General features: G+C 39.1%; 10 protein-coding genes. 5 read left to right on the forward strand and 5 right to left on the reverse strand.

The features are described 5' to 3' along the window. A complete protein-coding gene (locus tag ACFSGI_RS15765; protein WP_204825169.1) occupies positions 1 to 969 on the reverse strand; it encodes a DUF4261 domain-containing protein in 969 nt (322 codons plus the stop codon). A gap of 220 nt (positions 970 to 1,189) precedes the next feature. Between ACFSGI_RS15765 and ACFSGI_RS15770 the strand changes: the two genes are divergently transcribed. Continuing rightward, on the forward strand, positions 1,190 to 1,696 hold the full coding sequence (locus tag ACFSGI_RS15770) for a DinB family protein (RefSeq protein WP_204825170.1): 507 nt from the start codon (positions 1,190 to 1,192) through the stop codon (positions 1,694 to 1,696). 253 nt (positions 1,697 to 1,949) lie between these two features. Next, positions 1,950 to 3,038, forward strand: coding sequence for a M24 family metallopeptidase (locus ACFSGI_RS15775; protein WP_204825171.1), 1,089 nt, complete (start codon positions 1,950 to 1,952; stop codon positions 3,036 to 3,038). A 176-nt stretch (positions 3,039 to 3,214) separates the two neighbouring features. Here ACFSGI_RS15775 and ACFSGI_RS15780 read toward each other — a convergent pair whose 3' ends face one another. Next, positions 3,215 to 3,967: a queuosine precursor transporter gene (locus ACFSGI_RS15780; RefSeq protein WP_204825172.1), complete on the reverse strand. Its 753-nt coding sequence runs from the start codon at positions 3,965 to 3,967 to the stop codon at positions 3,215 to 3,217. Positions 3,968 to 4,268: 301 nt separating this feature from the next. After that, positions 4,269 to 5,666: an L-cystine transporter gene (locus ACFSGI_RS15785; RefSeq protein ID WP_204825173.1), complete on the reverse strand. Its 1,398-nt coding sequence runs from the start codon at positions 5,664 to 5,666 to the stop codon at positions 4,269 to 4,271. A 509-nt stretch (positions 5,667 to 6,175) separates the two neighbouring features. Here ACFSGI_RS15785 and ACFSGI_RS15790 point away from each other — a divergent pair. The 3 genes from ACFSGI_RS15790 (at position 6,176) to ACFSGI_RS15800 (ending at position 10,327) form a co-directional block, all read left to right on the forward strand. Further along, a complete protein-coding gene (locus ACFSGI_RS15790; RefSeq protein WP_204825174.1) occupies positions 6,176 to 7,867 on the forward strand; it encodes a methyl-accepting chemotaxis protein in 1,692 nt (563 codons plus the stop codon). Positions 7,868 to 8,497: 630 nt separating this feature from the next. Then, positions 8,498 to 9,499, forward strand: coding sequence for a lipoate--protein ligase (locus ACFSGI_RS15795; protein ID WP_204825175.1), 1,002 nt, complete (start codon positions 8,498 to 8,500; stop codon positions 9,497 to 9,499). 30 nt (positions 9,500 to 9,529) lie between these two features. Beyond that, the gene (locus tag ACFSGI_RS15800; protein WP_204825176.1) at positions 9,530 to 10,327 is read left to right on the forward strand and encodes a Cof-type HAD-IIB family hydrolase; all 798 of its coding nucleotides are present in this window, start codon (positions 9,530 to 9,532) and stop codon (positions 10,325 to 10,327) included. Between the two features lie 181 nt (positions 10,328 to 10,508). On the opposite strand, the gene ACFSGI_RS15805 is transcribed toward ACFSGI_RS15800, so the two are convergent. Both ACFSGI_RS15805 and ACFSGI_RS15810 read right to left on the reverse strand, forming a co-directional pair. Further along, complete coding sequence (locus ACFSGI_RS15805) at positions 10,509 to 11,429, reverse strand: response regulator (protein ID WP_204825177.1); 921 nt, start codon at positions 11,427 to 11,429, stop codon at positions 10,509 to 10,511. Position 11,430: 1 nt separating this feature from the next. Further along, positions 11,431 to 12,837, reverse strand: coding sequence for a sensor histidine kinase (locus ACFSGI_RS15810; RefSeq protein WP_379283632.1), 1,407 nt, complete (start codon positions 12,835 to 12,837; stop codon positions 11,431 to 11,433). Positions 12,838 to 12,943 lie beyond the last annotated feature (106 nt).

The following is a 12,943-nucleotide window of genomic DNA, read 5'->3' on the forward strand; positions in this document are numbered from 1 at the left end:
CTACTCCTGACTTTGGGAACGACTGGATTCCTGTACTCCTGCATAGTAAAGATTACCCGGATTAAGATCAATCACTACTCTACGAGGGGCAATCAATGAAAATTGATGTTCACAGGTCCAGCGCTGTTCTTCATCTTGTCCAATGGTTTCTCCATCGGTGATAATATCACCTTGTTCATATAGATAATGCGCAATATCCATTAAAAAACCGGCTACTTCATTCGGATTCATATCGTAAAAGTGGCACTGCACATCCGGTACACCAAGTGCAGCTAATCCACAACTATCCATCACCATTTCTTGACGTTGTTGTTCTGATTGAATATTGTACAATCGAATATTTAGTGCTCCGTATAGATCTTGTTCTTTTTGTAGAGCAGCTAAAAAAGCTTCCGGTTGAATCATTTTGTCACTGCCACGCCAGTAAATCGCATCACATGGAGCAACTTCAAGTATAGCACGTAACACTTGGTTAAAAAGCTGTAAACGTTGTTGATGAGGTAATCCACGCGCCATCATATCTGTTAGCATCCATTCATATTGGCATTGCTCTACCACTGCTGAAGCTTCTTGCCAGTGCCATGATTGCTGTAAAGCAGTCGTGTATGCTTCTATTTGCATTGGCGTTTCCGAAGGCATAAACACCGTTTGTACGGGCAAGTCTCCATCTTCATAATTGACGATATGATTGAGATGGAAAAAATGATAGTAATCTTCGGGATCAACTTCTGCATCAGGGTCATCTGTCGGATTAGCTTCCCATACAGCCATTGATTCTTGTTCTATTCCTTCATCATCTACAATCGTATGAAGAGGGCCTGTATATGCTTGTACTTTGGCATACAGTGTTTCTCGATCTATTATGGGTTGGGTACGATATAGCAATTGTGCAGCGTATATATTAAAAAATCCAAAATCCTCATCAGCTTGTTCATATTGCTCGTTATGATCATCTTCATGCATACTCATCCAATATCTTTCCCCTTTCGCTCAATGGCTCGCTTATGTAGTATTAACCTTTTTTTATGTAGACGGCGCACGCTTCAGTGATTTACTGGTAACAGATGTTCGTCTTTTATCATACAATTCCTATGTGTTAACGTAAACCTATGATTTGACCAGATTGGATTGTAAAGTACCAAGTATGTTTAAATATACTTATAGGTTAACAGCCAAGGAGGTCATGAATATGATTCATCCCAACACTATTAAAGTAAGACAAGACATCTGGAATTTCTCTAATTCATTAAATGAAAATGTGATGAATGAACATAGCCAGCCTGATAAATGGACAATTGCACAGGTGCTAGAACATTTATACCTGATGGAAACGGCAATCACTGCTCGATTGCGAATGAAAGTGGATGAAGAAAATCCGGCTCCTTCTTCTATGCCGTCGATTCCATTTCATTTGACTCTAGATCGCACTCGTCATACACCTGCACCTGCTGCACTCGTACCGGCGGATAAACATTGTACTTTGATTGAATTACAGACAAGACTTGCACGTTCACGCGAACTTTTTGTCGAATTGATCGAAAGTATAGATCCAAACATGTTAGCGAATCGTACAATGGATCATCCTATATTTTGCCCGCTTACTTTACAGCAATGGACTGAATTTATTGGACTGCATGAACAACGTCATTTAGAACAAATGAAAGAAATAGATGCAGAGTTATCGCAATATCATTGATAGGCATGCTCTTTATCTTAAATATCATATGCATATCCTTGATGTGAGCAATGCTCAAAAAATAATTTTGCTTTCTGACAAGCCTTCTCTTCTATAAGAGAAGGTTTTTTTATCTATACTAGGTATCAGATTAGAAGAATATATTGGATTTCAGATATACTCGATCTTGTCTTTATTTGTCCTAACCGCTATTCCGCGTTAAAATAGATATCATGTGGCAATGCATTCTATAAACGATAAGGGGACTATACACATGGACGACAGAATCGCCAAAATTCGTGGACATATGCAAACAAATGGATTGGACAGCTTACTGATTACCGATCCCAAACACGTATACTATCTCACTGGATTCGCCAGTGATCCACATGAACGCTTTTTAGGGCTTTTTATTCCAGATGGAGACGAAGCCTTTTTACTATTACCTGCACTTGATGAAGAAAAAGCACGGAGCGCTTCTAGTGTTCCACGCATAGAGACGCATACGGATACAGACAATCCTTATGTACGCTTGAAGCAATGTGTCAAAGGCAGTATTGGCAATCTAGGTATTGAAAAAGAAAATTTATCAGTTGCACGATATGAACAACTGTCAGAAGTACTTGAAGCAACTTCATATCAAGATATCGGAAGCATGCTCAATGCTATGAGATCACGCAAATCACCAGACGAAGTGAAACGGATGAAACATTCTATCCAATTGATCGAAGAGGTACTACGTCGGGGTCTATCCAGTGTACGTATTGGAGTGACAGAGATAGAATTAGTCGCTGAACTGGAATATCAGATGAAAAAAGTAGGTGCTGAAAAACCTGCTTTTGATACGATGGTTCTATCCGGCCCTAATACTGCTCTTCCTCATGGAGTACCAGGTACCCGTAAAATTGCTGCGAATGAGTTGTTGATGTTCGATCTTGGTCTATTTGCAGATGGATATGCGTCGGATATTACACGTACATTTGCAATTGGTGAGATTGATGCTGAACTGAATAAAGTCTATCATACGGTGCTAGCCGCGAATGAAGCCGCTATTCAAGCGACGAAGCCGGGCGTAACTTTTGCTTCTATCGACAAAGCTGCTCGTGATGTAATTACAGAAGCTGGATATGGCTCTCGCTTTGTTCATCGTCTAGGTCATGGACTTGGTATGGATACGCATGAATATCCTTCAGTACATGGACAAAATGAGAATCTATTGCAAGAATCTGTATTATTTACTGTCGAACCGGGTATCTATATTCCGGGTCATGGTGGTGTACGAATCGAAGATGATGTAATCGTGACTGCCGATGGTGTTGAAGTACTTAGCTCATTCCCTAAAGAGCTTACTGTTCTAGGTTAATTTATGAGCTAGTCTATACTATCGCCATTTTTATTACTATTTCTGATTTTTTGTATATTTAATAGCGGTACATTAGGTGATACAACAAGTATCTAATATATAAAAAAGACACGCTCCAGATCGATTGATCTTTTCTGGTCTGCGTGTCTTTTTTATAGGATTACGTGTTGATAAGATTACTTGGTTACTTCTTGTGCTTCTTGTTCTTTAGCTATTTGATAACTGATCATTAACGGCTTGTCTTCTTCTGCTACTTTCATCCCGCGTGCAATGTATAAAAACGGTGTACCCGCTGCGGTTAGTATGAATTTAAGAATATAAGTTGTTAAAAATATTTCGATCCAAACTTGCCAGTCGTATACACCCAAAAATGCAATACTACAAAATACCAGTGTATCGACAAACGAGCTGATCATCGTACTTCCGTTATTACGTATCCATAATTGATGAGGCGCAGGGAACAATTGACGCAGCCATGTATATAGACGTACATCTAGAAATTGGCTGATTAGATAAGCTGAAAGACTAGCTACCATCAATCGAGGAAGCTGACCAAAAATAGTAATTAGTGCAGACTGTGCTTCACTCATGCCATCGACACCATAAGCACGGAATTCTAAAACCATTTGCATAATAATCGTCGTCATAATCAAAGTGAAAAATCCAAACCAAATCGCTTTTCGCGCTACCTTCGGTCCAAATTTCTCATTCAACAGATCACTTGCTAAATACATACTTACATACATCGTATTACCGAGTGTTGTAACCACCCCAAATAATTCGATCGTTTTGATCACTTGAACGTTAGCTAGTACTGTAGCTACTCCGATCCAAGCATACATTCCTTTGATTCCAAATAACCGATAACATAATGTAAACAAAGCATAATTGACGATAACAAATAAAATGCCCCACCATATATTAAACATACTTTTCCCCCTAGTTTTGATAACGCGGGATGGTTACGAACCGCGGATCAATCACTGAAAACCTGTTTTACTTTATCACACGAGCAAGCAAGCTGCCAACTATTATAACTAATTTTCCCAAAAAATATATGTCATTATAGATATTGATCGTTATTTTAATAGCAAATAATAGTAGCTATATCAGCCTCGTCACTTACATAAAAATCAAAAAGCCTACTACTTATCCACAACGATAAGTAATAGACTTTTTGAGTATGACTCTGTGAACACTTGTGCATTAACATAGATAACCAGTTACGAATTAAGATGCTTCTGCTGTATCCAAATCACGATCTGGTTGATTGTATACCTCTTTATTCTGTTCTTTTAACCATTTGCTACTAATCACACCAGATGTCATAGATCCGCTAACATTCAGCGCTGTACGTCCCATATCGATCAATGGTTCTACAGAGATCAATAGACCCGCTAGAGCAACTGGCAGATTCATCGTAGACAATACGATCAATGCTGCAAAGGTAGCTCCACCGCCTACACCAGCTACACCTAATGAACTGATTGTAACGACTGCAATTAATGTCAAAATAAACTGCCAATCTAACGGATTGATACCTGCCATCGGTGCGATCATAATCGCTAACATCGAAGGATAAATACCTGCGCATCCATTTTGTCCGATGGTTGCTCCAAAACTAGCTGATAAATTAGCAATACCTTCAGGTACGCCTAACTTCTTCGTTTGTGTTTCTACATTCATCGGAATCGTAGCTGCACTTGAACGGGAAGTAAAAGCAAAAGTAAGTGTAGGAATAATTTTTTTGACATATTGAACTGGATTCAGACCTGAGATAGCTAGAATAATAAGATGAACAACAAACATAGCAATCAAAGCTACATAAGAAGCCAGTACAAAGTTAATTAATTTCAATATTTCTTGACCACTTGTCGTTGCAACCATTTTAGCAATCAGCGCCAAAATACCATAAGGAGTCAGACGTAGAATAATAGTCACCATACGCATAACCACACCATAGATTGCTCCCATCATACTTTGGAACATTTCACCTTGTTTTGGATTTTTGCGTATAAGGCCCAAAGCAGCTACCCCAACAAATGCTGAGAAAATAACGACTGCCAATGTAGAAGAACGACGAGAGCCTGTCATATCTGCAAATGGATTTGTCGGAATAAATTCTAACAACTGTGCAGGCAATGACATATCTTCTACATCACCCAAACGTTCTTGCAATATAACGCCACGTTGCTGTTCTGCTTCACCGGCTGGAATATCCAGAGCAGTGAGATGGAATCCAAGTGCTACGGTTATCCCGATCGCAGAAGCAATAGCAGTAGTGAATAACAATACACCGATAATCGAACCGCTGATCTTCCCTAAATTTTGCTTACCACTTAGATTAAGAATAGCCATAATGATAGATACCATAATAAGTGGAATAACGACCATTTGTAACAATCCAACATAACCGCTACCCACAAGATCGAACCATTCCATCGAATCAGAGATCACTTCTGAATCTGGTGTATAGATCCATTGCAAGACTACCCCGTATGCAATACCAAGGATTAACCCGGCAAATACTCTTTTTGTAAATGAAATATGCTTTTTCTGCATCCAACCGAGAAGAACGATTAGTAAGATCAGAACAGCTATATTCACAATAACTAGCAAAACGTTCATTTTGACACCCCTTTTGATATATATGTAGTGACTGAACTCAAGTCGAATTTCATTTTAGCATAATGTTGAGTAAACAGGTAGGGTTATTTATAAGATAGATTCAGCATTTATTTTCTACATTTTTTGCGCTTTTTATAGAAAAAATTTAGTTTTTTATCTAATTAAATGAAAATATACCTATTCAAACAGTGGTCGATTGATATAATATAGATAATTATTTGTATCTTTTTACTCAGTACTTTAAGCTTATATACGTATTTATTCATGTTATATTTACAGATAAATCTGCTGAAATAGGATGGATATTGAGAGGAGTCGAATAAATATAGTTCTTTTTACTTAAAATATACATAAAATTGTATATTTAGTTTATTTAGATTGAGATTGTTGCGCATTTATCTATGTCACATTTTGTCACGTCATTACTTTTTGGTTTGTAGAGATAATGTATCTACTTTTGATGAAAAAAAAGAGTAACTGCTTTTAAGGATGGGAAGGGGTAAGTTTGCATGTTCAGAATCAATCAATTCATTAGTCGTAAAATTATGGTGACGTTCGCTGCACTTATTGTAGCAGTCTGTATTGTACTCAGTCTTTTCTTTTTCTTTATGACTCAAAGAATAATCAATCAAAATGTAGTTCCTCAATTTCGTCAGGTCTTGAATATCGCTATGGATGGTATTATTAAAGGAATGGATAATACACAAGCTATGCAAGCAGCACAAGGCAACAGTGGCGAGATTATGAAGATTGAAACATACTTAGAAACTCAACTTCAAGCTTATCAACTTGATAACTTATACTTGCTTCGCATTGAAGACAATAAAGCTGTTGTCGAAGCAGTAGCAAATAGCTCCAAAAACTTTAAAGATAAACAAGAAATTTCACTAAGCGATAATATTAATAAAGCGATGACTGATGGAAAACTGTTAACAGATCTGTATCAGACTGATTCTGGTTCTACAGTCACTTATTATTATCGTGTACCGGGTAGTTCAGTAATCATTGCTGCTAGTATGGATGCTAGTTTTGTAAATGGTATTATTTCTAATTTAATATGGACTACGGTTATTGTAGCGATTGTTGCTCTTGCTGTATGTCTATGGGTGGCTTACAAATTCAGTCGTAAAATCACTCTTCCTCTTGCCCGTCTGGTTCGCCATACTCGTCTAGTCGCAGAAGGTAACTTACAACAAGAGATCAAAATGACAGGAAATGATGAAATTGCTCAATTGGCTCGTGGATTCCGTCTTATGACTGAGAATTTGCGAACTATGGTGCATCAAGTATTGGATAGTTCAGACAAAGTCGCTGTAGGCACAGAAGCATTAACTACACGCCTAAGCAAAATGCAAAATATGGTCGATCAATCCGTTCAATCGGTAACCAGTATTGAATCTGGTAGTGAAATGATTGCCAATACCACTTCTGAAAATGCACGAGCGATGGAAGAAATCACAACAGGTATCCAGCATATCGCTTCATCTACCGCTGAAATTTCAGAACAGATCGGTGACGCTTCAGATAGCGCGATTACCGGTAACCAAATGGCTCAAGAAGCAGTCACTCAGATGGGTTCTGTTGAAAAAGCAGTCATAGACACCAAATTATCGGTACAAACATTAATCGCACGTTCTGAATCGATCAGTGAGATTCTTGTCGCCATGAGCGATATCACCAAACAAATCCGTATGCTTTCGCTTAATGCTTCGATTGAAGCTGCCCGTGCAGGCGAACATGGTCGTGGCTTCGCAGTAGTCGCTCAAGAAGTAGGCAAGCTGGCTGAACAATCTCGCGCTTCCACGTATGAGATCGAAGAAGCACTCGAATCGATTCGTCAAGAATCTCAAAAATCCACTGAATCGATGGATAGCGTGACTAATGAAGTCAAATCAGGAACAGAGTTAGTACAACAAGCAGGCGAAGCTTTCAATCGTTTTGTCGAAATGATGCAACTAGCGAACCAAACGGTTCAATCTGCTTCAGCCGCAACTCAAGAAATCTCAGCCGGTTCTGAAGAAGTGAGTGCCTCGGTTGACGAAACTGCCGAAATCACTCACAAATCCCTATCCAACGTCAAAGCAATCGCTAAAAACGCTGAACGCCAATCTGGTGAAATGTTAGCCTACGTCGAAATCATGCGCGAACTCAACAACGAAGCCCTATCCCTACAAAACATCGTTAGCAAATTCAAAATCTAACCCGTTTCTATACGATAGCTTAGAAACACCCATACACTCACCAATCCACTTTAACCCAAGCCAGTATAGCCTATCCAGCTATACTGGTCTTTTTTTTAAAAACCACACTCACCCCTATCTCTTCTTCCCCCCACCTAAATCCCTATTATTTTCACTTCCCTATCCTACCCGCTTGTCAAACTTCTATATCTATATCTATTCCCCATCTTCTCTCTTTTTTGTTTTTCTTTTTTCTCTTCTAACTAATACACTTCCCCCACTTCGATCCCACCACCTATTCACATCTAACCCTCCCTGTACCACCTTATCTTTTCTGCCCCCTCCTCCCCCCCCCGGGTTGAAGGTTTTCTCCCCCAGCCGATACCCAGCGGAGGGGATCAATTCTTCTGAAAGAGCGAAGCGCTCGCCTTTGTAAAGAAATCCCGACCGCTAAGCGGTTATTCAAGGGATTCCTTTACAACAGCGACGACAAGAAGAACTGATCCCCGCAGCTCTCCCCCCGCCCCCCCTTTCCTTCACCCCCTTCCCCCTTATATTTTCCTATTGTTTGGTTTACAATAAGAAAGCAGACGATTTATCATCATTTTTGATAAAAACCTGTTAATGATGAGTACAAACGGAGGAAGAATCATGCTTTTTATTGATAATCAGGGCATTCACGATCCAACCATCAATCTGGCAATCGAAGAATTTGTACTGAAACATTTGCCAATGGATGATAGCTACCTGCTTTTTTATATTAATGAACCCTCAATCATTATTGGTAAGCACCAGAACACGATCGAAGAGATCAACGCTGAATATGTAAAAGCCAATAATATTCATGTCGTACGTCGTCTTTCCGGTGGCGGCGCAGTTTATCATGATTTAGGAAATTTAAGTTTTAGCTTTTTGACCAAAGATGATGGTCAATCGTTCCACAACTTCCGTAAGTTTACTCAGCCAGTCGTTGAAGCATTGCACCAATTTGGCGTGAATGCTGAATTATCTGGACGTAATGATCTTCAAGTCGGTGAACGCAAAATCTCAGGTAATGCACAATTTTCTACGCGTGGCCGGATGTTCAGTCATGGTACATTGATGTTTGATTCTGAACTGGATAATGTGCAATCTGCTCTGAAAGTTAATCCAGAGAAATTCAAATCCAAAAGTACCAAATCAGTACGTAGTCGTGTCGCCAATATCACCGAGTTTTTGGAGAAGCCTTTAACGATGGAGCAATTCCGCGATGATATTTTACGCCATATTTTCGGAGTAGAACCTTCAGAAGTCCCTCAATATGTACTGACAGAAGACGATTGGAAAAAAATCCATGAAATCTCTGCGGAACGTTACCGTAACTGGGATTGGAACTATGGTCAATCACCTGAATCCAATATCAAGCACACTCGTAAATTCCCTGTAGGTATTATTGATCTACGTATGGATATCAAAGACGGTCATATTCATGAGATCAAAATCTATGGTGACTTTTTCGGTATAGGCGACGTAGCTGATATTGAAAATAAATTGCGTGGTCAGCGTTATGAAGAACGTGCAGTGCAGACCGCACTTGCTGATACTGATATTAAGCACTATTTTGGTAATATCGAATTAGAGGAATTTGTTGGATTGGTATTTTTGCAAGACTAGAATGAGATAGATAAAAGGAGAGTTACCTACATGTATAAATTAATTGCTATTGATATCGATGATACACTGATCAATGATGATAAAGAAGTAACACCTGCTACACAGACGGCTTTGGAACAAGCTGTAGCCAAAGATGTAGTTGTAACACTCGCTACAGGTCGTGCTTATGCTTCTGCTCAAGCGATCGCTCGTCAAACAGGGCTCAATGTACCGATTATTACGTATCAAGGAGCATTGGTCAAAAACTTGATGGATGAAAAAGTATTGTATGAGCGTTATGTACCTATCGAAGCAGCTCGTAAATTATTTGAATATTGCATCGAACACAATTTGCATTTGCAAACGTATATCGATGATAAATTATATGCTCGTGAAGTCAATCAACATCTGATTGATTATGCCACATTGAACGGTACGCAGTACCATATCGAACCAGACTTCAACAAATTGATTGAGCAACCTACTCCTAAAATGCTAATTATTGATGATCCTGCATTTTTAGATGAATTGCAACCTATTTTACGTGAACTGCTTGGCGACAGTGTTCATATCACCAAGTCCAAACCTCAATTCCTTGAAATCATGCACAAAGAAGGAACAAAAGGGGCTGCGCTAACTTTCCTTGCCGATTATTTCAATTGTGATCTACAAAATGCTATCGCTGTTGGGGATTCTTGGAATGATCATGAAATGTTAGAAGTAGCAGGTCTAGGCGTAGCGATGGGAAATGCGATTCAACCGCTAAAAGATATCGCTGATTATATTTCGGCTAGCAATAATGAAGATGGTGTCAAAGAAGTTATCGAGAAATTTATTCTTAACGCTTAATCACTTGATTAATCTTTGATATCTAATAAAGAAGCACCTTGCCAAGGAGTATAGGATCATCTGCATAATATGTGCTAGATAATCCTATACTCTTCGGAAGGTGCTTTTTTGCGATAATTTAATGGATTGAGATGATTTGGGAACGATTATACTTCTTACTATCGTTACTAATCCGAATCTATTATCTATTTTTCATCTGGTCGAGTGCTTCTAGATATAACACCTGCAAAAACTTTTTAATACTGACTTTGCTTTTACCATCATCTCGCTCTTCATCGATCTCTTTCATTTTGGCACGAATATCTTCAAAGTCAAAATAAAGCGGAGCATAATGTTCAAACTTGGGATTGCCGTAATCGGTCAGCCCTATCGAAGCTAAATGATTAAGCGCTGTTGTGACTGTACGTCTAATACGTTGCTCAATAGCTTTGGCTTCTTTATCGACTTCGCGTGGAGTGTGCTTGTAACGACTCGCTGCGGCTTCATACAACTGTCGAAGTGGCGGAAATGAACCAGGCTTGCCTTGTTGTTCCAAAAGAATTTCCATAATCGCTGTCAGATCACCACAACCGGATTCGCCAACTATCCCTAGGTTCATATAAATAGGACGCACCATATCATCTACGGTTCGTGGCTGCACTGATGTGGAAGAAGATGTATAAGGTGATATCTGACTAAGCGTATCGAGTTTGGATAACGATGATTTGAGTTCATTCAAATAATGCTTAATCTCGGTATGTTCACTCACCCGGGAGAGTACGGATTCGACTTCTATCCGATTGATCGGTTTGCGAATAAAAAATTCAATCCCGGATTGATAAGCCTCGCCGACCATTTCTTGATTTTCAATCTGCGAGATCATCACGTATTTGCCATGATAGCCCTGACGCTTCAATTGTGTAATCGTTTCTAATCCATCTTGATCCGGCATTAACCAATCGATCAAGACCACATCAGGATGTGTCTCCAAAATAATACGTGTTCCTTCTTCACCACCTCGTGCTGTACCAATCACTTCCCCAAGCTGACTTTCTTTGATGATATTTTCAAGCATCGCACGAGTTGCTGGATCATCATCTACAATACAAAAAGATAAAGCCATCTTATTCCCCCTTTTTCAACAATACTGTTGGTAATTTCACTTCAAATACTGTTTTCCATAATGACGTATCTGCTTCTCGTAATTGAATACGTCCTCCTAGCGAAGATACAATATCATGTACATGTGAAAGCCCTATCCCTGTAGCAGCACTTCCGCCTTGAGCAAATTTAGTCGTAAATCCAGGTTCAAAAATCAATTCACTTGCTTGTTGCTCAATACCTTTACCGGAATCGCATACAGTTAGTACAGTATCTTGTCCTTGTTCACATACACTTACTTCGATCGACCCACTATTGTCCAAAGCTTCAACCGCATTAGATGTTAAATTGTTCAATATCGTAAGCAAAGGAATATATTCAGAAGTACTATAATTGACTTCTAAGCGAGCGGTAAATGTTACTTTCTTTTCTAACATTGTGGCATATTTGCGATTGCCTCTTATTGTATAATCTAAAATTTCAAACAGCGACAATACATTTTGCGATTTCTGATCAAATAATTTGAGTAACCCTGCGGCAATACGTTGCGAGTCTTTTTTGACCTCATGTATTTCCTGGGTAATACTTAGTTGCCGTTGACTGTATTCTGTTAGCCCTTCTCGCTTCATATCTGTATACAATCGATAACTACTACTGGTTAGATGCTCTATCGTATCCATCGATTTGCGTAAATAAAACACTTCACCATATAAACCGGCATTGACAGCCAACATCTGCTCCATTCGCTTTTTCTGTTCACTATGAAGCGCACGAATCTGACTGACAGCAATACTACTATATAATCCAGTCGTAAAAAATCCACGAATTACAGCGACTAGAAAAATATAGCCCCATGTAGCTGGAATCATAATATCGCTCCCTGTAAGTCCCCAGCGACAGATCATTTCTACCGTATTGGATGCAAAGTCGATAAGCGCCGTTACTCCACTTAATAGCAATAGATTCATCTGGGTGAGCCGGCTTTGAATAACAAACATGCCAATCGCAAATGTCATATAATACAGCCCTGCTGATGTATGCACACGTCCACTTTCTTCGATAGAAAATAAATGAGGTGCAGCAATAAAGTCTAACATTATCCGAAAAACAACTACAGTCAACGCAGTAAATATCCCTGTTTTCAAATAAGGCAGACGATTCATCAATAACATCAACAATAGAAAAGCACTACCACCCAGACCTATACGGAACAAATCACCTTGTACCGGATTGATTTTGAATTCTCCTGCTACCGCTGTGCCGATCGCTACCGTAAGCATCTGGATTTTTTCATTTTTAAAAAAAGTCGCCATCCGTCCTTCCGCTCCTCTGGAACTGGTTTCTGCTGCGACTTGCTGATTTACTAACGAATACTTTACCTTTGTGATTAGCTTATCAAAAGTATTTTGAAATTGTTTATATGGTATCATATATTTTCCCTTTCAGGCTGTATACTTTTACAAATTGCTTACAAATCTTGATTTCACATACCAAAAACCGGCTTCCCTGCGGAAACCGGTGATATTGCAGTACACG

This window comes from Paenibacillus nicotianae (genome assembly GCF_042681745.1).
GTDB lineage: Bacteria > Bacillota > Bacilli > Paenibacillales > Paenibacillaceae > Saccharibacillus > Saccharibacillus nicotianae.

What these genes read in the sequence shown, in the direction of transcription:
- ACFSGI_RS15790 (WP_204825174.1), top strand. Translation starts at nt 6,176, where the DNA reads ATGTTCAGAATCAATCAATTCATTAGTCGTAAAATTATGGTGACGTTC.
- ACFSGI_RS15785 (WP_204825173.1), bottom strand. Translation starts at nt 5,666, where the DNA reads ATGAACGTTTTGCTAGTTATTGTGAATATAGCTGTTCTGATCTTACTA.
- ACFSGI_RS15810 (WP_379283632.1), bottom strand. Translation starts at nt 12,837, where the DNA reads ATGATACCATATAAACAATTTCAAAATACTTTTGATAAGCTAATCACA.
- ACFSGI_RS15805 (WP_204825177.1), bottom strand. Translation starts at nt 11,429, where the DNA reads ATGGCTTTATCTTTTTGTATTGTAGATGATGATCCAGCAACTCGTGCG.
- ACFSGI_RS15770 (WP_204825170.1), top strand. Translation starts at nt 1,190, where the DNA reads ATGATTCATCCCAACACTATTAAAGTAAGACAAGACATCTGGAATTTC.
- ACFSGI_RS15800 (WP_204825176.1), top strand. Translation starts at nt 9,530, where the DNA reads ATGTATAAATTAATTGCTATTGATATCGATGATACACTGATCAATGAT.
- ACFSGI_RS15795 (WP_204825175.1), top strand. Translation starts at nt 8,498, where the DNA reads ATGCTTTTTATTGATAATCAGGGCATTCACGATCCAACCATCAATCTG.
- ACFSGI_RS15775 (WP_204825171.1), top strand. Translation starts at nt 1,950, where the DNA reads ATGGACGACAGAATCGCCAAAATTCGTGGACATATGCAAACAAATGGA.
- ACFSGI_RS15765 (WP_204825169.1), bottom strand. Translation starts at nt 969, where the DNA reads ATGAGTATGCATGAAGATGATCATAACGAGCAATATGAACAAGCTGAT.
- ACFSGI_RS15780 (WP_204825172.1), bottom strand. Translation starts at nt 3,967, where the DNA reads ATGTTTAATATATGGTGGGGCATTTTATTTGTTATCGTCAATTATGCT.